The sequence below is a fragment of the Streptomyces sp. 147326 genome (genome assembly GCF_045000215.1).
In the GTDB taxonomy this organism is placed as follows: Bacteria; Actinomycetota; Actinomycetes; order Streptomycetales; family Streptomycetaceae; genus Streptomyces.
Genome location: NZ_CP134201.1, coordinates 7,912,200 through 7,933,730, shown reverse-complemented (window position 1 = coordinate 7,933,730; position 21,531 = coordinate 7,912,200). Strand labels below are relative to the sequence as shown.

Below are 21,531 nucleotides of genomic sequence, written 5' to 3'. Positions count from 1 at the left end.
GCGAGAGCGGACAGCGGCGGCGCCGCGGCCCCTGATGCCATGACTCGGGCGCTCGCCCGGGCGACCGTGAGCGCCGTGGAGGCCGTGGGTGGATACGCGGGCGGGGTGTACATGCGCTCGCCCACCGCCGGCCTCCTGCTGCTGGCGGTGTTCATGGGACTGCCGATCCCGCTGTTCCGCCCGTGGTGGCGGATCCAGGTGAACCGCCCGTACCCGCCCGCCGAGGCCTATCGCACCGGGCAGGCCGTGCACCTGGCCGACGCGGAGTCGGCCGTGGGCCGCTTCCCGCAGCTCGTGGCCAGCCTGCCGTTCCCCTTCGCCTCGCTGTACGAACCGGTGACCGCCGGGACGCAGCGGTTCGGCGTGCTGCTGGTGCTGCGCCCGGCGACCCCCGGCATCCCGGTCGGGGCCGTCGACCGGGAACGGTTGCGGAAGGCCGCGGACCGGCTGGCCCAGGACCTCGCGGAGCTTGCGGCGGCCGGGGCGCCCGTGGCGTGGGAGGGCGATCCGGTCGCGGTGCCGACGCCGCCGCCCGACACCGGCTCCGCGGGTGCCCGCGCGGCCCTCGACCGGCTCGCGCTGGCGGTGCTCTCCCTGGACCGGCAGGGCAGGATCGGTTTCGTCAACAGGGCGGCCGAGGAACTGCTCGGCCTCGCCGGCCCGCAGCTGTACGGAAAGGTGCTGTGGGAGGCTCTGCCGTGGTTGGGGCACCACGCCTACGACGACCACTTCCGGGCCGTCTTCATGTCCGGCGAGCCGGCGCGCTTCCCGGCCCGTCGCGGCCGCCACCCGCCCGGGGAGTGGCTGTCGGTGGACCTGCACCCCGCCCCCGACGGCGTGACCCTGACGATCGGCAGCACCGAGAAGCCCGCCTACGCACCCGCGTCGGTGGTCCAGCCGGATGCGGGCCCGGCTTCGCCCGTCGACCAGGCCTCCGCGCTGTACCGGCCGGTGGCCCTCGCCATCGCGCTGTCGGAGGCGGTCACGGCCCGGCAGGTGTCTGCGGTGGTCACCGAGGAGCTGCTGCCGGCCTTCGGCGGCCGCCAGCTGGCGATCTACCTGCTCGACGAGCGGCACCTGTACCTCGCCTGGGAGACCGGTTTCCCGCGGGGGTTCCTCAACCGGTTCGACGGGGTCTCGCTCGATGTGCGGCTGCCGGGCGTGGAGACGCTGACCACGGGCCGGCCGATGTTCTTCGAGTCGATGGAGCATCTCGCCGCCGCCTATCCGGGCATTCCGCTGGACGCCCACGTCGGTGCCCGCGCCTTCCTGCCGCTGATCGCCTCCGGCCGGCCGGTCGGCTCGTGCATCCTGGGCTTCGACTCGCCCCGCGGCTTCAGCTCGGAGGAGCGTACGGTGCTCACGGCGCTGGCCGGCCTGATCGCACAGGCCCTGGCGCGGGCCCGGCGCTACGACAGCGAGGCGGCCCTCGCGCGCGGGCTCCAGTCGGCCCTGCTGCCGCACCGGCTGCCGGTGCGTGAGAACGTGGACACGGTCGGCCGTTATCTCGCGGGCACCGCAGGCATGGACGTCGGCGGCGACTGGTACGACGTCATCGAGACCGGTCGCGGCCTGCTGGCCCTCGTCATCGGGGACGTCCAGGGCCACGGGGTGGCGGCCGCGGCGACCATGGGTCAACTCCGCAGTGCTGTACGGGCCTTCGCGCTCAGCGGCAGTACGCCGGAGCAGGTGATGAGGGGCACCAACCAGCTGCTCATCGACCTGGATCCGGGCCAGTTCGCCAGCTGCTGCTACGTGTTGCTCGACCCGGCGTCCGGCGCCGTCCGGGCCGTCCGGGCCGGTCACCCCCAGCCGCTGCTGCGCCACCCCGACGGCCGGACCGAGGTGCTGGACCTGGCGGGCGGGGTGGTGCTCGGCATCGACCCGGAGGCCTCGTACCCGGTCACGGAACTGCGGCTGGAGACGGGCGCGGTGCTCGCCCTCTACACGGACGGGCTGGTGGAGACGCCGGGCATCGACATCGACGAGGGGGTCGAACGGCTGCGGGTGGCTCTGGCGGCGGCCCGGCCGTCCCCGCTGACCGAGACCGCCGACCGGCTGGTCGGCGAGGCGGACGGTTCGGCCGACCGGCCGGACGACATCGCCCTGTTGCTGGCGTCCCGCAGGGGCGAGGACGCGTAGGACCCTCAGCCGGCGTTCGTGGACGGGCCCGTGTACCGGCCCGTGCCGTCCGCCAGGATCAGCGCGGTGTTCACCAGGCCGACGTGGCTGAACGCCTGGGGGAAGTTGCCGAGTTGGCGTCCGGCGAGGGGGTCGTACTCCTCCGCGAGCAGTCCCACGTCGTTGCGTACGGCCAGCAGCCGCTCGAAGAGGTCGCGGGCCTCCTTCTCCCGCCCCGTCAGGTACAGGGCGTCGGCCAGCCAGAACGAGCAGGCCAGGAAGGCTCCTTCGTCGCCCGGCATTCCGTCGACGCAGGCGCCTTCGGTGGTGTAGCGGCGGACCAGTCCGCTGCGGCCGAGCTCCTCCCGGACCGCGTCGACCGTCCCGACGACGCGGGGGTCGTCGGGCGGCAGGAAGCCGACCCGCGGGATGAGCAGGGTGGACGCGTCGAGCTCGCTGGAGCCGTAGTACTGGGTGAAGGTGCCCCGCTCGGGGTCGTATCCGTGCTCGCACACGTCGCGGTGCACCTCGTCGCGCATGGTCCGCCAGCGCTCCACGTCGCCGGGCATCGAGGAGTCGCTCTCCAGGGCGCGCACGGCCCGGTCGGCGGCGACCCACGCCATCACCTTGGAGTGCACGAAGTGCCGGCGCGGTCCGCGGACCTCCCACAGGCCCTCGTCGGGCCGGCGCCAGTTGCGCTCCAGGAAGTCGAGGAGGGCGAGCTGGATCCGCCAGGCGTGCCGTTCGGAGGGGAGCCCGGAGGACCGGGCCAGGTACAGGGAGTCGATGACCTCGCCGTACACGTCGAGCTGGAGCTGGTCGACGGCGGCGTTGCCGACCCGGACCGGGGCGGAGGAGGCGTAGCCGCGCAGCCACGGCAGTTCGCTCTCGGGGATCCGGCGCTCGCCGGCGATCCCGTACATGATCTGGAGGTCGGCGGGGTCGCCCGCGACCGCGCGCAGCAGCCACTCCCGCCAGGCGCGGGCCTCGTCGAGGAAGCCGGTGGACAGGAGCGAGCCGAGGGTGAGGGTGGAGTCCCGGAGCCAGCAGTAGCGGTAGTCCCAGTTGCGGACGCCGCCGAGTTCCTCGGGGAGGGAGGTGGTGGAGGCGGCGACGATGCCGCCGGTCGGGGCGTAGGTGAGGGCCTTGAGGGTGATCAGGGAGCGGGTCACGGCCTCCTCGTAGGGGCCCTCGTAGCGGCACTGCGCGCTCCACTCGCGCCAGTCGGCAAGGCTCTGCTCCAGCGCCTCGAAGGGGTCGCAGGGCTCGGGGCGCGGCTCGTGGGAGGGGTGCCAGGTGAGGACGAAGGCGACGCGCCGGCCGGCGGTGACCGGGAACTGGGAGCGGGTGCTGTTGGCCTCGCCCCAGGTGCGGACCGGGGGGACGCTGCGGAACCAGGCGGAGTCGGGCCCGGCGACGGCGACCCGGTCGTCCTCGACCCGGCGCACCCAGGGGACGACGTTGCCGTAGTCGAAGCGCAGGCGCAGGGTGCTGTGCATCCGCACGGTGCCGCTGACGCCCTCGACGATGCGGACCACGTCGGGGGCCCCGTCGCGCTGCGGCATGAAGTCGATGACCTTGGCGGTGCCGGTGTCGGTCACCCAGTACGACTCCAGGACGAGCGAGCCGTCCACGTAGGCGCGGCGGGTGCACGGCTCTCCGTCGGCGGCGTCGACGGGGGCGATGCGCCAGTGGCCGTTCTCCTCGTCGCCGAGGAGTTTGGCGAAGCAGGCGGCCGAGTCGAAGCGGGGCAGGCACAGCCAGTCGATGGACCCGTCACGGCCGACCAGTCCGCTCGTCATGAGGTCGCCGATGAGTGCGTAGTCTTCGATGGGTTGTGTCATTTGTGCGCTCTTCCCGCGAATGCCCGGGGCCAATCAGCTCGGGCCCCGGACACACCCCCGTGCGCGCTACGTCAGGCTCTGGGGAGCGTTCTAGTCGCGTACGAGGAGCAGCACCGCGGCGAGGACCACGCCGAGGGCGACGGCGAGGGCGCCGTGCGCCAGGCGGTGGCCGCGCAGGACGGGCAGGAAGCGGTCGACGGCGTACCGGCCGGGGCCGGTGAGGGCGAGGGCCGCGGCGCCCGCGGTCAGCAGCAGTTCGTACTCGATGCCCTTGGGGGCGAAGAAGGCGCCGGTGCCGTGGACGGCGATCGCGTTGACGAGGGTGCCGACGATCGCGGCGCCGGCGATCGGGGTGAGCAGTCCGAGGGCGAGGCCGAGGCCGCCCAGGGTCTCGGTCAGCCCGGCGAGGACGGCCATGGCGTCACCGGCGGGGTAGCCGCTGGCGGTGAAGAACTGGCCGGTGCCGCTGATGCCGCCGCCTTCGAACCAGCCGAACAGCTTCTGGGTGCCGTGGGCGGCCATGGTGAGGCCGAGGACGAGGCGCAGGAGGAGCAGGCCGGTGTCATGACCCGGGGTGGAGAGGGCGGTGGGCTCGGGGCGTACGGCCGGCGCGGCGGCCTGCGGCTTCGTCGTGGTGACGGAGGGGCTGGTCATGGGGGGGTCCTTCCGGTCGGGCGGCCCGGTGGAGGTGGCAGGAAGTTGTTCAAATTCGAACCGCTGATCGTCGACCCTAACCATTGATTCAAATTGGAACAACCCGTGTAGGGTGGAGCCATGTCTGAACCGAGATGGCTGGACGACCGCGAAATGCGGGCCTGGAGCGGTTTCCTGGCCGCATCGGCCCTGGTGAACCGCCGTCTCGACCAACAGCTCAAGGACGAGGCCGGGCTCTCGCACCCCCAGTACGAGATCCTCGTACGGCTCGCCGCGGCGCCCGGGCGCGAGCTGCGGATGACCGAGCTCGCCAACGGCCTGATCAACTCCAAGAGCGGGCTCACCTACCAGGTCACCCAGATGGAGAAGGCCGGACTGGTCCGCCGCCGCAGCTGCCCCTCCGACGTCCGCGGCGTCTTCGCCGTCCTCACCGACGCCGGGAGCGCCAAGCTGGAAGAGGCGGCACCGGGGCACGTGGCGACGGTCAGGGAGATCCTCGTCGACGTCCTGACTCCCGGACAGCTCGACGCGCTCGCGGACGGACTGGGCGAGGTCGGCCGCAGGCTGCGCGAGCAGGGCGCCTGAGGGGATCCGGCCGCCGGCCGGATAGCGGGTGCAGGTTTCGGGGTATAGGGGCGGCATGGACGGAAAGGTCTGGCTCACCTTGCTCACGGTCGTCGCAGTGGGGCTCGCGATCGCCGCGGCCGTACTGCTCGTACGGGTCTTCAAGGCACGGCGGCTGCTGCTCGACGCGGGGATCCCGCTGCGCGACAAGGCTTTGTTCTGGGTCGCCGTGATCTACACCGTCTCGCCGGTGGACCTGATTCCGGACCCGGTGTACCTGGACGACATCGGCGTGCTGCTGCTGGCGCTGCGCTCGCTGCACGCGGCGGCCGGGGCCGCCCGCACGGCGAAGGAGCCGGACCCCGCCGTATGAGGCCGGGGCGGTACGGGTCGGCGCCGTACGGGCTCAGCGGTGCTGGTCGAAGAGGACCGGATTGCCGTCCGGGTCGAGGACGAGGAAGCTGCCCGGACCGGAGCCGGACCCGTCGGCCTCCGTCACGAACTCCACGTCGGCCGCCTTCAGCTCCCGCTGCAGTTCGCGGACGTCGGTGAACGCATCGAGCGGCTGCGCGTTCGCGTCCCAGCCCGGGTTGAAGGTCAGCATGTTCTTCTCGAACATGCCCTGGAAGAGCCCGATCACGTGGTCGCCGTTCTTGAGGATCAGCCAGTTCTGCGCGGGGTCCCCGCCGAAGGCGGTGAAGCCGAGCTTCTCGTAGAACGCCCTGGAGGCCTGGACGTCGCGCACGGCCAGACTCACGGAGAACGCACCCAGATCCATGCCCATCAGCCTGGACGGGCCCGGGTGGGGCCGGAACTCCGAGGGCGGGGCCCGGAGCCGGAGGTCAGCGGACGCCGCGGGTCCGGAACTGCACGCTGATGCGGGGCCCGACCGCCCGCACCGACTTGGGCACCGCGTGCTCCATGGTGCGCTGGCAGGAGCCGCCCATGACGACGAGGTCGCCGTGGCCCAGGGGCAGTCGCAGCAGGGTGGCTCCGCCGTCGCGGGGACGGAAGGCGAGGTCGCGCGGATCGCCGACGGAGACGATGGCGACCATGGTGTCCTCGGTCGAGGAGCGGCCGGTCCGGTCCCCGTGCCAGGCGACGCTGTCCCGTCCGTCGCGGTAGAGGCACAGACCGGCGGTGGTGAAGGGTTCTCCGAGCTCGTCGGCGTAGTGGCGGGTCAGCGCCTCGCGGGCCTCGGTGAGCGAGGGGTCCGGCAGGACCTCTCCCTCCCCGTAGAAGGCGAGCAGCCTGGGCACCTCCACCTCGCGCTCGTACATCTGCCGCCGCTCGGCGTGCCAGGGCACGTCGGCGGCCAGCCGCTCGAAGAGCGCGTCGGCGCCGCTCAGCCAGCCGGGCAGGTGGTCGACCCAGGCCCCGGCGCCGAGCCGGGTACGCCGCATGCCGTCCAGGGGGCCGAGCCGGATCTCGTCACCCTGGTCGAAGAGGGAGCCCTGAAGGCCCTGGACTGCGTGCATGACCCCAGCCTAACCCCACGAACCGAACGCATGCACGAATACAGGGGCGGGTCCGACCCCGGACGCGACCGCGCGGCTCATCGGCCGGCCGGGGGCTGGTGCAGGCCGAAGGGAGTGCCCTGGTCGTCGTGGCAGAGCTGGAAGCGGCCGAACCGGGCGACCGACTCCTCGCCGCTCCCCGGGTCGGTGTCGTCGACGGAGCCCCCGAGCGCGCGGACCCTTTCGAGCGCCGTCTCCATGTCGTCGACCGCGAAGAAGAGGTACGGCCTGGCGCCCGGGTCGTTGCCGTGCAGTCCGCCGGGGACGTTGGGCGTCCGGATCGCGAACCCGCCGCCCTCGGTCGGACCCGGCTCGAAGGTCCAGCCGAAGAGTCCGCCGAAGAAGGTACGGGCCTGCTCGCTGTCGCCCGCGCCCAGCTCGAAGAAGGAAAGCTCACCGGCCATCGCCGACTCCCGTCACCCGAGTCCGTCACGCATCACTCGTCACATGCGAGCTGTGCCCGGACCGTCCTCCCACCGTAGGTCCGGCCCCGCACCGCCGCACCCGCCCGTCCCGGCACGGGCGGACCGCAGCTCCGGCGCGCCCGCTCAACTGCCACCCGCGCGGACGACGTAGGGCCGGGAGAGGACGGTGACGGCGACGGAGACGGCGGCGACGAGGGCGATCGCCGCGCCGGGGGCGAGGAACTGGGCCAGGCCGCCGGCGAGCGCCGCGCCGAGGCCCTGCCAGGTCATCCGGCCGGCCGACTCGACTCCCTGGACCTGCCCGCGGACCCGGTCGGGGGTCAGGTCCAGCAGCTGCTCCTGGAGGGGCAGGGTCGCCGCGAACCCCGCACTGGCGAGGAACACCGCGGCCGCCACGACCGGGAGGGGCGGGTGCAAGGCGAACAGCAGGAAGGGGACGGCGAGCAGCAGCCGCAGGGCGAAGGCGTGGCGGCGGCGCCGGTGGGCGCTCAGCAGCCGGCCGACCGCCAGGTCCCCGAGGAGCATGCCGGCCGATCCGGCGGCCAGGAGGGTGCCGGCGTGGCCGGGGTCGTAGGAGATGAACAGCGCCTCGCAGCCGACGATCAGGCCGTTGGGGACCCACAGGTTCAGCAGCAGCGCCCGCCGGCCCGGGTGGGAGAACAGCTCGGCGTTCGTCGTCCAGGTCCGGCGCAGTCCGGGGCGACGGGTGAGCCGGATCGAGCGTTCCCGGACGGTGGCCGCCACCACGGCGAGTCCGAGGGCGGTCAGGGCGGCGGCCACGAGGAAGACCCCATGCGGGCTCAGGTACGACAGCAGGACGGCGCCGGCGGCGTAGCCGAGGATCGCCGTACCGCCCGAGGTGATGTTCATCAGCGAACGCGCGGGCGCGTAGGCGGTGTTCGGCACGATCTCGGCGAGCAGCCCCAGCCGGGTGCCGGTCCCCAGGGACTGGAAGAAGCCCAGCATCAGCAGCAGCCCGAAGCGGGCGGCCAGCGGCAGCCCCGGAACGGCCTGGGCGCAGACACCGGCCAGCGAGGCGAACTGGAGCGCGACGATGGTCCGGCGCGGCCGGTTGCCGTCCGCGACCGACATCAGCGTCAGCGCGCCGAGCACCGTCGCGAACGTGGCGCCGTACATGCTCACGGCCGTCAGGAAGGGGGAACGGGTCTGCTGGTCGACGAGGGTGGCGAGGGCGAAGCCCGACAGGGTGCTCGCGGCGACGGTCAGGGTGAAGCCGGCGTAGAGGCCGGCGAACTCCCGGTTGCGGAGCAGATCTCGGTAGCCGGTGGCGGGCGCGGGGGCCGGCTTGGAGGAAGGAGAGGAAGCAGGGGGCGGAGAGGAAGGAAGGGAAGAAGGCATGAAAAAAGCCTCCGGACACGTGCACGGGGCACGCACGCCGAAGGCCAACACGGGGATTCTAGCAGTCTTTTCCGTACCACTTCTTGGACGCTCCCGGCCCCCGACCAGGGCCCGGGGCGCAATCTTCCCCGCAGTCGCGTGTGATCAGAGACTCACGCACTTGGCCGCAGGCCCGCCGCACGGTAGCGTCACCGCGACATTTGCACATAGCGACGACGGCGAGACGGAAGCCCGGTGTGAATCCGGCATGGTCGCGCCACTGTGTGCTGCGGTGACATCCCTCCGGGGGAGGCGCCGTGGCGAGTCAGACCCGAGGACCGTCGTCCTGCACCACCGTATGGGACGCGTGTTCCCCGAGGAGGTTCCATCATGGCCGAGGCTGTCGCTTCCGCTGCCGTATCCACCCCCGCCGGCTCCCTGTCGGCTCCGCTGCCCGTGCGCGCGGTCCTGCCCTGGGCGCTCTTCGTCGGTCTCCTGATGCTCGTCGCCCTGTACTTCGTCGGTGCCGAGCAGGGCGCCACGGCCGTGTTCGCCGGCGAGGGCGTGCACGAGTGGGTCCACGACGGTCGTCATCTGCTCGGCTTCCCCTGCCACTGAGAGGCCACGCACATGTACGCCTCGACTGTCAGAGGTCTGTTGGTCCGCGGCATGCTCGCGGGCCTGATCGCCGGGCTGTTCGCCTTCGCCGTCGCCTACGTGGTGGGTGAGCCCCCGGTACGGGGTTCCATCGCCGTGGAAGAGGCCCAGGCCGCCCAGGGCGCGGCGGGCGCCCCGAGCGCTCACGCCGGGCACGGCGGCGACGCCGCACCGGCCGAAGCCGCCGAAGAGGAGGAACTGGTCAGCCGGCCGGTGCAGTCCACCTTCGGTCTGGCCACCGGCGTCCTGGTCTACGGGGTCGCGCTGGGCGGCATCGCCTCGCTCGCGTTCTCGTTCGCCCTCGGCCGCGTCGGCGGGTTCAGCCCGCGGGCCACGGCGGCGCTCACCGCCGCCGGTGCCTTCGCCACCGTCTACCTGGTGCCGTTCCTCAAGTACCCGGCCACCCCGCCGGCGGTGGGCAATCCGGACACCATCGGACAGCGCACCACGCTGTTCTTCCTGATGATCCTGCTGAGCGTGCTGCTCGGCGTCGGCGCGATCGTCCTCGGACGGCGGCTGGCACCGCGTCTGGGCAACTGGAACGCGACGCTGGCCGCGGGCGGTGCCTTCGTCGTCGCCGCCGCCCTGGCGTTCGTGTTCCTGCCGGACAACAGCGACGCGGTCCAGCCCGGTTTCCCCGCCGCCCTGCTGTGGGAGTTCCGGGTCGCCTCGCTGGCCGTGCAGTTGGTGCTGTGGGCGGTGTTCGCCATCGTCTTCGGCGTCCTGGCCCAGCGGCTCCTGGCCTCGCGCGCGGACGGCACGGAGGCCACGGCCCAGCAGACGGCGCCCGCCCTCGGCTGATCCCACCCGCCCTGCCTGCACCACGGGCCCCGTCACCCCCGGCCGGGGGTGACGGGGCCCGTGGCATCGCACCGCGGCCGTCCTACGATGTGCGCATGAGCGCAGGCACGGATCTGGCAGGTGCACAGGTTTCGCAGGAGCGGGGTGACCGGCTGGAGGTCGCCGCGTCCGTGCTGGCCCTGCTCGCGGACCGCACCCGCCTGGCGCTGATGGAGCGGCTCGCCCGCGGCGAGGCCGATGTCACCACCCTCACCGAGGCGTGCGGGGCGGCCCGGCCCTCGGTCAGCCAGCACCTCGCCAAGCTCCGCCTCGCCGGGCTGGTCACCACCCGCAAGGACGGCCGCCGGGTCGTCTACGCCGTACGCCACGGGCACCTGAGGCGACTGGTGGACGAGGCCCTGAACGCGGCCGACCACCAGCTCGGTTCCCTGCCCCCGCACGACTGAGCCGGCGACCGGCCGGACCGCCCCACGTTCGCCGGTTCAATACGTGCACAGGTGCGCACACGTTGGCTACGCTGACGTGGAGTCATCGACGCCGACCGGACGGGGCCGCCCGTGCTGTCCGTACTGCGCAACGGCACCTACCGCCGCCTCTTCACCGCCCAGGTCGTCGCCCTGGCCGGAACCGGTCTCGCCACCGTCGCACTGAGCCTGCTCGCCTACGACCTCGCGGGCGCCGACGCCTCGGCGGTCCTCGGCACCGCGCTCGCGATCAAGATGATCGCCTACGTCGGCATCGCCCCGCTGATCGGAGCGGTCGCCGGCCGGATCCCCCGCCGCACCCTCATGGCGGCGATGGACCTCACCCGCGCCGGTGTCGCCTCGGCCCTTCCGTTCGTCACCGAGGTCTGGCAGATCCACCTCCTGATCTTCCTGCTCCAGGCGGCGTCGGCCGCCTTCACACCGACGTTCCAGGCCACCGTCCCCGAGGTCCTTCCCGCCGAACGCGACTACACCCGGGCCCTGTCGATGACCCGGCTCGCCTACGACCTGGAGAGCCTCTTCAGCCCGGTCCTGGCCACGGCCCTGCTGACGCTGGTCTCCTACGACTGGCTGTTCGCCGGCACGGCCCTCGGCTTCCTCGCCTCCGCCACGCTCGTCGTCGCCACCGTGCTGCCCCGGCCCGCCCCCGCCGAACCGGCCGGCGGCCTCCGCACCCGGGCCTCCTTCGGCATCCGCCTCCTCCTGGCCACTCCCCGACTGCGCGCGCTGCTCGCCCTCGAACTCGCCGTCGCCGCCGCCGGCGCCCTCGTCTTCGTCGGCACCGTGGCCCTGGTCCGCGGCCACTTCGGCCGCCCGGCCGGGGCCGTCCCGCTCGCCCTCGGCGCGTACGGCGCCGGCTCCATGCTGGCCGCGCTGGTCCTGCCCCGGCTCCTGCAGCGCGCCGCCGACCGTACGGTGATGCTCCGCGCCGCTTTCGCCCTCCCGGCACTCCTGGCCGCCGCGGCGGCCGTCACCTCGACCACCCCGGGCTCCTGGTCCTGGCCCGCGCTCCTCGCGGTCTGGGCCGCGCTCGGCGCCGCCTGCTCCGCCGTCCTGACTCCGGGGGGCCGCCTCATCCGCCGCTCCACCGCGGACGCGGACCTGCCCGCCGCCTTCGCCGCCCGGTTCTCCCTCTCCCACGGCTGCTGGCTGCTCACCTACCCGCTGGCCGGGTGGCTCGGCGCGGGGGCGGGCCTGTCCCCGACCGCCCTGGTCCTGGCGGCCGTCGCCCTCGCCTCCACCACGGCCGCGGCCGTGATCTGGCCCGCCCGTGACCCGTACCGGCTGGAACACGTCCACCCGGACCTGCCCCCTGGCCACCCCCACCTCGCCGACGCCCGGCCGTCCGGCGGCGGCTGGCGCCACGACCACCACTACGTCATCGACCGGCACCACCACCGCTGGCCCTGACGGATCCGCGGGCGCGCCGAAAACCGCTGGTCGGTCGTCGCCGAGGGGGTTACGATCACCGCGATGACCACTCATTCCGCTCACAGATCGGGGGTCCCGTCCGCGCAAGGTGAGTGCTGATGCTCACTCAGACCGCGTATGGGGATTCCCGCCTTTCCCTCTGGCTGCGCGTACGCGAGTACGCCGTGCCGCCGTCCATGATCGAGACCGCGACCGCCCGTCGTTCCGTGGGGGACTGGGCCGGGGCCTGCGCCGCCGCAGGTGTCGATGTCGATCTCAATCTGCGTTCCGTGGCACGCTCGCACGGCCACGACCTCACGGCCCGGATCCGGGCCGATCTCCGCCATCTGGCGCCCGACCTGCTGCGCTGGCACATGCCGCGCATCGCTCCCGACGGACTGCTGCGCCCGGACCTGACCCTCTCTCTGGCCCGGTACGAGGTCGCGGAGCGGGACGGGCCGCGGTCGGGGCCACGTGCGGTCCACCTCGTCGCCCGGACCGCTCCGGCATGGGCGGACGCCGGTCAGCGGATCAGCCTCGCGCTGTGGGACGGATCCGGCGCCTGCGGTGATCCGCGCCCCCGCGCCCGTCCCGAACGGCGGTTCCGCCTCGACCTGCACCGCCACTTGTGGGACGCGCGCAGGACCGACGAGCTGAGGACCCGGTCCGGGGCCGAACGGCCGCCCGCCGACGGGTGCCCGGAGGACCCGGAGCTGCGGGGCCTGCTCCCACCGGGGCACCACTGCGCCGTGGACCGGTGGACCGACGAGGCGCTGATCCTGCTCCGCGCCGAGGGGCGGCCCCCCGGGGCCGTCACCGTACGGTTCGGAGCCCGGCGGCGACTGGTCCTGGACCTGGTCGCGGGCGGGAACGGGGGCCGGGACGGTGACCGCGACGGTGACCGCGGCGGTGACCGCGGCGGTGACCGGCACGACGGGCCCCTTGCCCTGCGGGCCTGGGCGGCGCCCGCCGACGGCAGCGCCTGCGCGCTGCCGGTCCTGCCCGACGCGGCGGTCCGGGTGCTGCCCGACCTGGACCTGCTCCGCGCCGGTGCGCTCGATGCCGAGCGGCTGCACCCCCTGGTCGCCGCCGCGCTCGTACCGGGTCATGCGCCGGCCGGTCCGTCCCGGATCCCGGACCGGGCGGGGCAACCGCGCCTCGTCGAGTGCCGGGGAGCCCGGCACCGGATCGGTCTGGTCGACGGGGTGCTGGCCCCGCTGGACCACGACCCGGCGGAGATCCGCCGGGAGGAACTGCTGGCCGCGCTGACCGGTACTCCGCTCCCCTGCCTGCAGGCCATCGACGCGGCGCACCGTCATCCGGACTGCCTGACGGGCGTGCGCGAACGCCTGGACCACGGTGACACCGCCGGTGCGCTGGCCGTCGTCGAGGGTCTGCTGGGCCCCGGCGCACTGCTGCGCGCCGGCGCCCTGCGGGACGCCCTGGAGGCGGCCGCCCTGCGGCGGATCACCTACGGGCTGTTCCGGGCCGGCTTGGCCGGCCCCGGACCCGGCCGCATCGACCGGGGGGCCCGCCGCCCCCGGCGGTACCGCCCGCACCCGCGCCAAGCCCTGCGCTGACCGGGGGACTTCCCTCCCCCGTGCCCGTTCCGCCTCACGAACCCACAAGGTGATCGAACATGCCCGCACCCACCCCGTTCACCGCGACCGGCTTCGCCGACGCCCTTTCCTCCCAGGCCCCTTCACCCGCCGACCCGGCCGGCGCCTCCCAGCTCGACATCGCCGGTGAGCTGCTGTCGCTGCTCCGCGACACCACCACCGAACCGCGCCCCGACTCACAACTGGAGGCGCTGACCCTGGCCGTGGCCGCCGACCTGCCCGTACTCCTGTGGGGCGAGCCGGGGATCGGGAAGACGGCGGCCCTGACCCAGCTCGCGGAGTCGCTGGACCTTCCGCTGACCACGGTCATCGCCAGCGTCCACGAACCGTCCGACTTCTCCGGGCTGCCCGTCCTGGGCGACGACCCCGCGGAACAGGGCGTCCCGATGGCCCCGCCGGACTGGGCCGTCCGGCTCGTACGGGCCGGACGGGGGCTGCTGTTCCTGGACGAGCTGTCCACCGCGCCTCCGGCCGTCCAGGCCGCCCTGCTGCGCCTCGTACTCGAACGGCGGATCGGCGCCCTGCAACTGCCGCCCGGGGTCCGGATCGTGGCGGCCGCCAACCCGCGGTCCTCGGCCGCCGACGGCTGGGAGCTGAGTCCGCCCCTGGCCAACCGGTTCGTCCATCTCCAGTGGACCCACGACCACGAGGTCGTGGTGCGCGGGCTGGGCGGGACGTGGCCCCGGGCGAGCCTGCCGCGCCTCGACGCGCAGGCGCTGCCGGCGGCCGTGGACCACGCCCGCCGCGCGGTGTGCGGGTTCCTCTCCGCCCGCCCCACGCTCGTACACCGGCTGCCCAGCAGCGAGACGCGGCGGGGCGGGCCCTGGCCGTCCCCGCGCAGCTGGGACATGACACTGAGTCTGATCGCCTTCGCGACCGCCGCCGGCTCCTCCAGGGAGGTGCTCTCCCTGCTGGTCCGGGGCACCGTGGGGGACGGTCCGGCGCTGGAGCTGCTGGCGGGTCTGGACCGGATGGACCTCCCCGACCCCGAGGATCTGCTCGCCGATCCGGCGGGTGCCGTCCTGCCCGAGCGGGGAGATCTGCGCCAGGCCGTGCTCGACGCGGTGGTGGCGGCCGTCCGCAAGCGCCCGGAGAAGTCCCGCTGGGACGCCGCGTGGGCGCTGCTGGTCCGGGCGCTGGAGACCGGAGCCCCGGACCTGCTGGTCGTCCCCGCGACCACGCTCGCCACGCTGCGTCAGGAGGACTGGGACGTTCCGGCATCGATCGAGCGGCTCGCCGGAGTGGTGACCCTGTCCCGACGGGCGGACCGGGCGGCGGACCGGGCCGCGGCGCGCACCGCAGTCCCCGTGCAGGCCGGCCGGTGAGCCCGGACGCACCGGGGGCGGCGGAGGCATCGGGGACACCGGGCCTCGCCCCCGCCCCCGCTCCCGGCCTCGCCCCCGTCCCCGGCCTCGCCCTCGACTTCGACAAGCTCTTCGCCGCCCGGCTGCAGGCCGCCCGGGTCCGGCCGTACCTGGCGACGGCCCTGTTCGCGCTGCACGCCGTGGAGTCGCGCCGGGTGCCGACGATGGCCGTCGACCGGCACTGGCGGTGCTACGTCTCTCCCTCCTTCGTGGACCGGACGCCGGTGGAGGAGCTCGCCGGGGTCTGGGTGCACGAGGTGTCGCACCTCCTGCGCGACCATCACGGGCGCGGTGACCGGTACGCACGGGCACACGGGCTGACCGGCCCGGGAGAGCGGCTGCGGATGAACATCGCCGCGGACTGCGAGATCAACGACGACGCCTTCGGAGACGGTCTGGTCGGGCTCGAGGACGCCGTGACGCCGCAGGCCCTGGGGCTGCCCGCCGGTCAGCTGATGGAGGACTACCTGCGCCAGTTCCGGCTGTCGGCGCATACGCAGGGCCTGGCCTGGCTGGACTGCGGCAGTGGCGCCGACGGCCTGGAGCGGGAGTGGGACCTGGGCCCGGACGGCGCTCACGGGCTCAGCGCGCAGGAGCGGGACGCGGTCCGGTTCCGGGTGGCCCAGGGCATCAACGGCCGTCCGGGGAGCGCCCCGAAGGGGTGGCAGCGGTGGGCGGACGAGGCGTTCCATCCGCCGCAGCCGTGGCGCGACCTGCTGGGGGCGGCCATCCGGTCGGCGACCTCCGGCTCGGGCGCGGGCGAGGACTACAGCTACGGCCGCCCCTCCCGGCGTTCGGCCGGGCTGCCCGGGGCCGTTCTGCCGAGCCTGCGGCGCAGGCCGCCCCGGGTCACGGTGGTCATCGACACCTCGGGGTCGGTCAGCGACGCCGAACTGGGCAGTGCGCTCCTGGAGGTCGCCGCGATCTCCCGCGCCGTGGGCGGCCGGCGCGACCTGGTCACCGTGGTGCCGTGCGACGCGGCGGCCCGGATCGTGCACCCGCTCTGCCGCGGCGAGGGCATTCCGCTGCTGGGCGGCGGGGGGACGAACCTGCGCGAGGGGTTCGCGAAGGCGCTCCGGACGGGTCCGCGGCCGGACGTGATCGTGGTCCTGACCGACGGCCAGACCCCCTGGCCGGCCACCCGGCCGCCGTGCCGGACGGTGGTGGGGCTCTTCCCCCGCGGGCGGTCGGCCCGGTGGGACGAGGAGGATCCCGACTACGTGCCGGACTCGCCGCCCGAGTGGGCCCGCGTGGTGACCATCGGGTCGTGAGGGCGGGCCGGTCCCCGTCGGTCCAGGAACGCCGTCGTGGTCGCCACGAACCGGTCGGCGTCGTCGAGCCACGGGTAGTGGCCCGCTCCGGGCTGTACGACGAGTGTGGCGTCGGGGAACAGCTCCGCGAACCGGGTCACCGTCCGGGGAGGGCTGTTCAGGTCGAACTCCCCGACGACGAGCAGTACGGGCGCCTCGAGGGCGGCGAGCGCCGCACGGGTGGTCTCCGGGTCGAAGGCGCCTTCGGCCGCGAAGAGGGCGACGGCCTCGCCGTTGGCCGGCCGGCCGGCCGCGTGGTGCCGCTGCGCCGCGGCGTCCCACCGGCCGCAGAAGAAGGGCGCGACGGCCTCCCGGTCGCTTCCGGTGCCGGCGCCTTCGGTGAGCGCCTCCAGGGCGGCGAAGGCCACCGGGAACCACGGCTCGTTCTTCCTGAGCAGCGCGAGTTCGCGTCGCGTCTCGGCGGTGACGGTGATGCCGACGGCCCGGACGCCGGGGCCGATCAGGGCGAGCCTGCGGATCTTCTCCGGGTACCGGGCCGCGTACTGCGCCGCGAGGTTCGCGCCGCCCGAGTGGGCCAGCAGGTCGATCCGGGAGAGTCCGAGGTGTGCGCGCAGGGCCTCGACGTCGTCGACCAGGCGGTCGCAGCGGTAGGAGGCGGTCTCCTCGGGAACCGCGGACCGGCCGGTGCCGCGAAGGTCCAGGGCGATGAGCCGGCGGTGCGCGGACAGGCCGCCGAGGTCGCCGAGGTAACGGGAGTCCGACGGGCCCCCGGGAAGACAGACGAGCGGCTCGCCGTCCCCGGTCACGCGGTAGGCGAGCCGGGTTCCGTCGGGCGCGGAGAAGGTGGGCATGACGCGGATGCTGCCAGCGATAACCGAGTTGTACAACCGGGTTATGACCACGGCGTGCGGGGGTATATAACCGAGTCATGACAGGGGAAGAGGAGACGCGCGGCAGCCCCGGAGCATTGACCGAGGACCAGGCCGGGCGGATGTTCGCCGGCATGAACGAGGTCATCCGCGCCGGCGAGGAGATGCGGAAGCTGCGCACCGAAATGATCCAGGTGCTGGCCGGGCTGGGCTGGACCCAGGACCGGATCGCCCGGCTCGCCGACATGAGCCAGCCCGCCGTGTCCAAGCAGGCGGCGAAGCACCGGACGGACGGGCCGCCCGCGCCGATGGCGCTCTCGCTCGACCAGCACGACGCGCCCTGGCTCGAAGGATGCCTGTGGGGCCTCGCCGAGGAGATCTCCGAGACCCTCGGCGACAGCGCCCGATGCTCCCGTCACGTCGACGCCGTCGCCCGGGGAAGGAAGCGCTTCACGCCCCGGAACGTCGACGAGCTGCGGCGCCTGGTCGAAGAGGACCTGATGCTGCACCGGGACGCGATGCCCGCCGGCTACCAGGAGGCGTACGACCGGATCAGCCGCGGCCTCGACGTCCCGCCGAAGGCCGCCGCCTCCTCCTCCACCGGCACGGCCACCGCGTCGGCCTCGGTGCGGCGCGCCCTCGCCCACCGGATCCAGCGCGACCACCTCGGCGCCGGCTCGAACGCGGCCTAGACCGGCTTGAGGGAGGCGGCGCCGAAGGAGACGTCGAAGCGGTCGCACCAGATGGCGAGGCTGCTGTAGTCGGCCAGGTTCACCTCGGCCGGAACGGCGTAGTTCTGGTCGCCCTTGTTCCCCTTGAGAGCACCGAGGCTGACGTGCTTGCCGTCGTCGAAGACCCGCCAGCCGGCGACGCCCTCGACGACCGGGGCGTCGGTCAGCCAGACCTTCAGGTCGGGGCCGTTGCTCGTGTCCAGGTCCTCCACGCGGAGGACGTGCGAGCCGTCGGCGAGGCGGAGGAGTTTGACGGTGCCGGTGGTGGCGTGCTCGTGGCTGATCAGGGTGCCCTGGGCCACCGTCCGCGGCGCGGCGGGCGGGCTCGCCGACGCGCTGGCGTTCGGGGCGGCCGAGACGGAGGGGAGGGCCTCGTCGACCGTGTCCTCCACCCACAGCTTCCAGGGCTCGAACCAGTACAGGCCGACGGCCAGCGCGGCCGCCGCGACCCCCGCGCCGCCGATCAACAGGGGCCTGCGCCGCCGCCCACGCTCAAGTACCACGCCCGGTCCTCCGTCATGCCGCTGTGCGGCGCCGCCCGTTGTGGTGGCGGCGCGCCGGCGGATGCGCCCGCCCGGTCCGATCATCAAACCATGCCCCGCCGGGCGGGCGGCGCCGGTCAGAGTTCCCAGGACCTCGGGCGTGCCTGAGCCTCCCACTCCGCACGGAGCAGGGAGAGGACGGCGACGTCGAGGCGGCGTCCCCGGTGCAGGCAGGCCGAGCGCCGCACTCCCTCCTGGACGAACCCCGCCTTGGCGAGGACGGTGAGCGCGGCCGTGTTGCCGGTGTGGGTGACGGCCTGGACGCGCTGCATGGGCAGTTCGCCGAAGGCGAGGTCGGTCAGCGCGTCCAGGGCATCGGAGCCGTGGCTCCGGCGCCGGTACCGCGGATCCATCATCAGGTGGACTTCCGCCGTGCCGTCGACCATGTCCTGGTCGACCAGGGCGATGTGGCCGATCGGCGTGCCGTCCGGGAGCAGCACGAGGAAGTCGTCCCGGTCGTGGTCGTCCCGGTCCCGCTCCAGGCGCTCACGGAGCGAGGTGAGGGAACGCGGCCAGAAGCCGATCTCGTAGGCGGCCACGGGGTCGGACCGCCAGGCGTGCATCAGCTCGGCGTCCTCGGCGTCGAGCGGCGCGAGAGCGACCGCCCTGCCGCGCCAGCACGGCACTCGTTCGGTCACCACGGGCGCGTCGTCCATCTCGTTCTCGGTCACGGGCGGATGCTACGGGCGGCCGGAAGGGGACGACGAGCGATTTACGCCGTCACCCACCCCGCCACCCACCCCGTCTCACCGTCCGGCAGGTCCCGCCTTCCACGGGCGGCACCAGGCCGGCATCCTGCATCCCCGTCAGGCGCACGTCCGGCTGGCCGCCTTCGACTTCGGGGCGCGGACCGACCGCGGCCGGGCCGCCGCCCTGCTGCTGCGCTGGAGCACCGCCGCCGAACGGCTGCCCCGGGGCGAGCCGGTGGGCGAGGAGCTCTCACCGCCCGGTTCCCGCGCCGCCGACACGGGCGCCGCGCTCGGCGCGGGGCCCGCCTCCCTCACCCTCGCCTTCGGCCTGGGCGCGGGCTTCTTCGACCGGGCCGCCATGGCCTCGGCACGCCCCGAGGCCCTCGCTCCCCTGCCTGCCTTCCCGACGACCAGCTCGACCCGGCCCGCAGCGGCGGCGACCTGTTCGCGCAATCGCCGCGGACGACCCGCTCGTCACCGTGCACGCCCTGCGGACGCTCCAGCGCCTCGCCCACGGCGAGGCCGTGGACCGCTGGACGATGGCCGGCTTCACCTCCGCCCCCGAGGGCGCCTCGGCCGGCGGCGCCCACCGCAACCTCGTGGGCCACCTCGACGGAACCGCCAACCCCGACCCGGCCGACCCGGCCCGGCTCGCGCGGATCGTCGTCTCGGACGGCGTCCCGGACGCCGGAATGCTCTTCCTCGCCTGGCAGTCGGACCCCCGCACGGGCTTCATCCCGGTCCGGTACCGCCTGGCCCGCGGTGACGCCCTCGCCCGCTCCGTCGTCCACGAGGCGTCATCCCTCTTCGCGGTCCCCGGTGGCGCCGCCCCGGGCACGTACGTCGGTCAGGCACTGCTGGAGGGCTGACGCACGCTTCCCCGGGCCACGAGAACTACGGGCGGGTGGCCGTCACCAGGTAGTAGTCCAGGATCTGCTGCTCCCAGGCGGCCAGGAAGTTCCGGGGCCAGGTGCCCGGCCTCCAGAGGCGGGCGAGCCAGCGGTCCCAGCCGGGCCAGACCTGCGGGCCGATCGAGGCGACCCGGACACCGGCGAATCCGGCCTCGTCGAGGGCGTCGGCGAGCCGGGAGACGGGCCGGGCGATGTCCAGGCCGCTGGCGAACGAGTCGAGGAGCCCGGCGAGCCGCTCCGCGTGCGAGGGCGCGCCGTCGACGGTGAAGAAGCTGGCGACCGCCAGCCGCCCGCCGGGGCGCAGGACCCGCGCCGCCTCCCGGGCGAACGCGGACAGGTCCGGGAAGTGCTGCGCCGCCTCGACGCTGAACAGGGAGTCGAACTCCGCGTCGCCGAGCGGCAGGCTCTCCGCCGCCCCGAGGACGAAGCGCAGCCGGTGCGGCTGCGCTTGGAGGCGCGCGGAGTTCGCCTCGCGGGCCCGCTGGAGCTGCTGGGGATGGATGTCCACCCCCGTCATCACCGAGGGCCCGTACTCCTCGAGGGCGAGGGCGCACCCGAGGCCGAGGCCACAGCCGATCTCCACGGCCCGGCGGCCCTCGGGGGCGGCCGCGTCGAGTACGTGCCGGTAGAGGTCCTGTTCGCTCCGGATCCGGTCGCCCTGCGACAGCGGCCGTTCGAGATCGACGGCCTGCCACAAGCCGAAGTTGATGAAGCCGCCGGCGAACACCGGCACTGCGCTGAGATCGGCCGGGCCGTACGTCTCCCACACCGCGGGGCGCACGACCGGAGCGGGCTGCTCCGCAGACTCACCCGACAACTCCCCACCACCCTCCTCGCATCGGGGCTTCCTGCCCCGAGGTCATCAGTGTGGCCCGGGAACCACCGTCACGACAGAGGACCCGCGCCCGGGTGGACCGTTCGCTGTTTGCCGAAATCATGGGGCATTCTGGATGGATGAACACCTCGCATGCCGGGACGCCGGCGCCGGCGGACCAGCCGGCGCCCGCGGCCCGTCTCGCCGCTTTCGCCGCGGCCCTGGCCGACGAAACCCGGGCCGCCATCTGCATGACGCTGCTGGAGGGGCGCGCCTGGACCGCGGGCGAGCTGGCCCGGATCACCGCGGTGGCGCCGTCCACCGTGAGCGGCCACCTGTCCCGACTGCTCGACGCCGGCATCTGCGTGACCGAACGCCAGGGCCGCCACAGCTACGTGCGCATCGCGGACGCCGCGACCGCCCGCCTCGTCGACGAGCTCGCCTCGTACGCGATTCCCGACCGGGACGCGGCGCACGCGGTCCCCGTGGTCGCCGCACCGGACCCGCTGGCGCGCGCCCGGACCTGCTACGACCACTTCGCCGGACGGTTCGGCATGGCGGTGACCGACGCGATGGAGCAGCGCGGGCTGCTGCGTACGGAGGGCGTCTTCGAGCTGACGGACGACGGCCGGGCCTGGTGCGCCGGGGCCGGCATCGGCCTCGCCCACGAAGGGCGCAGGCCGCTGGCGAGTTCCTGCCTGGACTGGACCGAGCGGCGCCGCCACCTGGGCGGCGTCACCGGCTCGCGGCTGTGCGCGCACGCGTTGCGCGAGGAATGGGTGGTACGCCCGCCCGGCGGCGGGCGGGCCCTGGACGTGACCCGGACCGGGGAACAGGCCTTCGGCGACCTGCTGGGAATCACGCCGCAGGCGTGGATCTGAGCCCTGAGGGCCGCCGTACCCCAC

Annotated in this window: 23 protein-coding genes and 1 pseudogene; 14 read left to right on the top strand and 10 right to left on the bottom strand. The window is 74.1% G+C overall.

What is annotated here, in order from left to right:
* The first annotated feature begins 39 nt into the window (after positions 1-39).
* Positions 40-2,142, top strand: a complete 2,103-nt coding sequence (locus tag RIU97_RS36480; protein WP_404963065.1) for a SpoIIE family protein phosphatase — start codon at positions 40-42, stop codon at positions 2,140-2,142.
* Between the two features lie 5 nt (positions 2,143-2,147).
* Here RIU97_RS36480 and RIU97_RS36475 read toward each other — a convergent pair whose 3' ends face one another.
* Positions 2,148-3,965, bottom strand: coding sequence for a glycoside hydrolase family 15 protein (locus RIU97_RS36475; protein ID WP_404961756.1), 1,818 nt, complete (start codon positions 3,963-3,965; stop codon positions 2,148-2,150).
* Between the two features lie 90 nt (positions 3,966-4,055).
* On the bottom strand, positions 4,056-4,619 hold the full coding sequence (locus RIU97_RS36470; protein WP_404961755.1) for a DoxX family protein: 564 nt from the start codon (positions 4,617-4,619) through the stop codon (positions 4,056-4,058).
* A gap of 120 nt (positions 4,620-4,739) precedes the next feature.
* Here RIU97_RS36470 and RIU97_RS36465 point away from each other — a divergent pair, with 120 nt between their 5' ends.
* Both RIU97_RS36465 and RIU97_RS36460 read left to right on the top strand, forming a co-directional pair.
* On the top strand, positions 4,740-5,204 hold the full coding sequence (locus tag RIU97_RS36465; RefSeq protein ID WP_319721274.1) for a MarR family transcriptional regulator: 465 nt from the start codon (positions 4,740-4,742) through the stop codon (positions 5,202-5,204).
* Positions 5,205-5,259: 55 nt separating this feature from the next.
* Positions 5,260-5,556, top strand: a complete 297-nt coding sequence (locus RIU97_RS36460) for a YkvA family protein (RefSeq protein WP_404961754.1) — start codon at positions 5,260-5,262, stop codon at positions 5,554-5,556.
* 33 nt (positions 5,557-5,589) lie between these two features.
* Here RIU97_RS36460 and RIU97_RS36455 read toward each other — a convergent pair whose 3' ends face one another.
* From RIU97_RS36455 to RIU97_RS36440, 4 genes are all read right to left on the bottom strand, one after another.
* Positions 5,590-5,961: a VOC family protein gene (locus RIU97_RS36455; RefSeq protein WP_404961753.1), complete on the bottom strand. Its 372-nt coding sequence runs from the start codon at positions 5,959-5,961 to the stop codon at positions 5,590-5,592.
* 64 nt (positions 5,962-6,025) lie between these two features.
* Positions 6,026-6,661 carry an alpha-ketoglutarate-dependent dioxygenase AlkB gene (locus RIU97_RS36450; RefSeq protein ID WP_404961752.1) on the bottom strand — a complete coding sequence of 212 codons (636 nt, stop codon included), beginning with the start codon at positions 6,659-6,661 and terminating at the stop codon, positions 6,026-6,028.
* A 77-nt stretch (positions 6,662-6,738) separates the two neighbouring features.
* Positions 6,739-7,104: a VOC family protein gene (locus tag RIU97_RS36445; RefSeq protein ID WP_404961751.1), complete on the bottom strand. Its 366-nt coding sequence runs from the start codon at positions 7,102-7,104 to the stop codon at positions 6,739-6,741.
* 144 nt (positions 7,105-7,248) lie between these two features.
* On the bottom strand, positions 7,249-8,484 hold the full coding sequence (locus RIU97_RS36440; RefSeq protein WP_404961750.1) for an MFS transporter: 1,236 nt from the start codon (positions 8,482-8,484) through the stop codon (positions 7,249-7,251).
* Between the two features lie 369 nt (positions 8,485-8,853).
* Here RIU97_RS36440 and RIU97_RS36435 point away from each other — a divergent pair, with 369 nt between their 5' ends.
* From RIU97_RS36435 to RIU97_RS36405, 7 genes are all read left to right on the top strand, one after another.
* Positions 8,854-9,081 carry a CbtB-domain containing protein gene (locus RIU97_RS36435; RefSeq protein WP_030708804.1) on the top strand — a complete coding sequence of 76 codons (228 nt, stop codon included), beginning with the start codon at positions 8,854-8,856 and terminating at the stop codon, positions 9,079-9,081.
* A 12-nt stretch (positions 9,082-9,093) separates the two neighbouring features.
* Entirely contained in the window at positions 9,094-9,921 is an 828-nt protein-coding gene (locus RIU97_RS36430) for a CbtA family protein (RefSeq protein ID WP_404961749.1), read from the top strand.
* Between the two features lie 95 nt (positions 9,922-10,016).
* On the top strand, positions 10,017-10,367 hold the full coding sequence (locus tag RIU97_RS36425; protein WP_319721281.1) for a metalloregulator ArsR/SmtB family transcription factor: 351 nt from the start codon (positions 10,017-10,019) through the stop codon (positions 10,365-10,367).
* A gap of 111 nt (positions 10,368-10,478) precedes the next feature.
* On the top strand, positions 10,479-11,816 hold the full coding sequence (locus tag RIU97_RS36420) for an MFS transporter (protein WP_404961748.1): 1,338 nt from the start codon (positions 10,479-10,481) through the stop codon (positions 11,814-11,816).
* Positions 11,817-11,935: 119 nt separating this feature from the next.
* The gene (locus RIU97_RS36415) at positions 11,936-13,396 is read left to right on the top strand and encodes a hypothetical protein (RefSeq protein WP_404961747.1); all 1,461 of its coding nucleotides are present in this window, start codon (positions 11,936-11,938) and stop codon (positions 13,394-13,396) included.
* A gap of 59 nt (positions 13,397-13,455) precedes the next feature.
* A complete protein-coding gene (locus RIU97_RS36410) occupies positions 13,456-14,760 on the top strand; it encodes an AAA family ATPase (RefSeq protein ID WP_404961746.1) in 1,305 nt (434 codons plus the stop codon).
* Positions 14,761-14,882: 122 nt separating this feature from the next.
* Positions 14,883-16,070: a DUF2201 family putative metallopeptidase gene (locus tag RIU97_RS36405; RefSeq protein WP_404963064.1), complete on the top strand. Its 1,188-nt coding sequence runs from the start codon at positions 14,883-14,885 to the stop codon at positions 16,068-16,070.
* On the opposite strand, the gene RIU97_RS36400 is transcribed toward RIU97_RS36405, so the two are convergent.
* Entirely contained in the window at positions 16,016-16,921 is a 906-nt protein-coding gene (locus tag RIU97_RS36400; RefSeq protein WP_404961745.1) for an alpha/beta fold hydrolase, read from the bottom strand. The two genes, RIU97_RS36405 and RIU97_RS36400, sit on opposite strands and share 55 nt — an antisense overlap.
* A gap of 77 nt (positions 16,922-16,998) precedes the next feature.
* On the opposite strand from RIU97_RS36400, the gene RIU97_RS36395 reads away from it, so the two are divergent.
* Positions 16,999-17,631: a sigma-70 family RNA polymerase sigma factor gene (locus tag RIU97_RS36395; protein WP_404961744.1), complete on the top strand. Its 633-nt coding sequence runs from the start codon at positions 16,999-17,001 to the stop codon at positions 17,629-17,631.
* Here RIU97_RS36395 and RIU97_RS36390 read toward each other — a convergent pair.
* On the bottom strand, positions 17,628-18,173 hold the full coding sequence (locus RIU97_RS36390; protein WP_404961743.1) for a DM13 domain-containing protein: 546 nt from the start codon (positions 18,171-18,173) through the stop codon (positions 17,628-17,630). The two genes, RIU97_RS36395 and RIU97_RS36390, sit on opposite strands and share 4 nt — an antisense overlap.
* A 116-nt stretch (positions 18,174-18,289) precedes the next feature.
* The gene (locus tag RIU97_RS36385; protein WP_404961742.1) at positions 18,290-18,883 is read right to left on the bottom strand and encodes a GNAT family N-acetyltransferase; all 594 of its coding nucleotides are present in this window, start codon (positions 18,881-18,883) and stop codon (positions 18,290-18,292) included.
* On the opposite strand from RIU97_RS36385, the pseudogene RIU97_RS36380 reads away from it, so the two are divergent.
* Positions 18,774-19,271, top strand: a pseudogene (locus RIU97_RS36380) (Dyp-type peroxidase domain-containing protein); the annotation flags it as partial. The gene RIU97_RS36385 and the pseudogene RIU97_RS36380 overlap by 110 nt on opposite strands.
* A 109-nt stretch (positions 19,272-19,380) precedes the next feature.
* Complete coding sequence (locus RIU97_RS36375; protein WP_404961741.1) at positions 19,381-19,770, top strand: hypothetical protein; 390 nt, start codon at positions 19,381-19,383, stop codon at positions 19,768-19,770.
* Positions 19,771-19,795: 25 nt separating this feature from the next.
* On the opposite strand, the gene RIU97_RS36370 is transcribed toward RIU97_RS36375, so the two are convergent.
* The gene (locus RIU97_RS36370) at positions 19,796-20,629 is read right to left on the bottom strand and encodes a class I SAM-dependent methyltransferase (RefSeq protein WP_404961740.1); all 834 of its coding nucleotides are present in this window, start codon (positions 20,627-20,629) and stop codon (positions 19,796-19,798) included.
* Between the two features lie 137 nt (positions 20,630-20,766).
* Here RIU97_RS36370 and RIU97_RS36365 point away from each other — a divergent pair, with 137 nt between their 5' ends.
* Positions 20,767-21,507 carry an ArsR/SmtB family transcription factor gene (locus tag RIU97_RS36365; protein ID WP_404961739.1) on the top strand — a complete coding sequence of 247 codons (741 nt, stop codon included), beginning with the start codon at positions 20,767-20,769 and terminating at the stop codon, positions 21,505-21,507.
* Positions 21,508-21,531 lie beyond the last annotated feature (24 nt).